This window comes from Specibacter sp. RAF43, from assembly GCF_052114065.1.
In the GTDB taxonomy this organism is placed as follows: Bacteria; Actinomycetota; Actinomycetes; order Actinomycetales; family Micrococcaceae; genus Specibacter.
Map to the genome: position 1 here is coordinate 1 of NZ_JBFREA010000059.1, position 1,517 is coordinate 1,517.

The 1,517-nt window shown below is 63.5% G+C and carries 1 protein-coding gene and 1 rRNA gene; one reads left to right on the forward strand and one right to left on the reverse strand.

All coding sequences use genetic code 11. The features are described 5' to 3' along the window. Positions 1-874 precede the first annotated feature (874 nt). On the forward strand, positions 875-1,312 hold the full coding sequence (locus AB4Y80_RS16860; RefSeq protein WP_442215490.1) for a VOC family protein: 438 nt from the start codon (positions 875-877) through the stop codon (positions 1,310-1,312). A 101-nt stretch (positions 1,313-1,413) separates the two neighbouring features. Here the strand turns inward: AB4Y80_RS16860 and rrf are convergent. Next, a 5S ribosomal RNA gene (gene rrf, locus AB4Y80_RS16865) occupies positions 1,414-1,517 on the reverse strand; the annotation flags it as partial.

Here is a 1,517-nt window from a genome sequence, read left to right on the forward strand (position 1 = left end):
AATATACCCGACCCCGCCCGGCAACGCAAACCACAAACCGTGACCCACACCACCAAACCACCGACACAAACCACCCACAACAGGCAACCCACACCGGAGAATCGGCACCCCAACGAACCGGGGCAACTCGAAAAACAATACACACCTTTCACCCCCCACGCAAATCCACCAAGGACCTAGGTGTCCGACGCCGTGGACCACCCAAGTTCCCTGCGAAATGTCGGTCGCCGGCATGAGGGATACGGCCGCGTCTTGCGGACCGGTTGCACCTGTCCACGGCCCTCGAGAGCATCCTTCGATGGGCCGACCGGGGCAGCCTGCCAGCCCCGGATGTGTAACGCGGCCAACCCCTCGCACCTGTCCAGCCCGGGCCAGACACACAGGTGAGGCTGGGCACTCAGGCTGAGGCAGGGATCACAGTCGTCCCGCGCTCATTGCGATCCGATGGCTCGCGCCTGAATGCGCATAGTGTTGAGGCGAGCACCAATAGACCGAAAATGATTGGGGAGGCAATGTTGATTTTGATCGCTATTGTCGGGGCTTGCCTCGGCGTGCTGATAGCGGGATCTCGCGTCCCCCAAATTCGATGGGTGCCCCTGGTGGGCGCGTTCCACCCCAGCTACCTGCGCCGTAGCCAGAGAGAGTCCCTGCTTCAGCCCAAAACGAATACTACGCATAGCCTCGGCTAATCCAGCTGGCAGGGTGTACCCGGAGACCGTGGTGGTATCGAATTCAACGTAATCGCCGCTCGTCCGATCGGTCGCAGCGGGAAAGTCGCCCCTGGTGGTCAACGCGTCCCAGCTCGCAGCGTTGGTCCAGGCGGGCGTGGTGTTCGCCAACGACAAGAATCCTCGGTCCTCCTACACTGGGTGACATGACGATCTACCGGATGGATCACGTCGGCGTGGTGGTCGAGGATCTTGCCGCTGCCATCGCGTTCTTCCTTGAATTGGGCCTGGAACTGGAAGGCGAGGCAGCAGTCGAGGGTGAATGGGTGGACCAGCTCATCGGCCTGGACGGCGTCCGAGCGGACATCGCCGTCGTGCGGACACCAGACGGCCACGGCAGGGTCGAGCTTTCGACGTTCCACACGCCGGCGGCCACCAGCAGCGCGCCGAGGGCGCCGATGAACACTCCGGGCATCCCTCGCCTCACGTTCGTCGTCGACGCCGTCGTCGACGTTCTTGACCGCCTGCGCGCCCACGGCGCCGTACTGGTCGGCGAAGTGACGCAGTACAGGGAGATCTACCGGTACTGCTACGTCCGCGGCCCCGATGGCATCATCATCGGGCTGGTCGAGGAGCTCCGCTGAGCGGCACTCCGAGCCTTCAAGGCTCACTGGCTTGGGGTGTGTTTGGGTTGTTAAAGGTGGGGAGGCCCCCACGGTGGTGGGGGCCTCGACCCTGGGGTGTTGTCCGGCGGTGTCCTACTCTCCCACATCCTCACGAATGCAGTACCATCGGCGCTGTGGGTCTTAGCTTCCGGGTTCGGGATGGGACCGGGCGTTTCCCCCACGC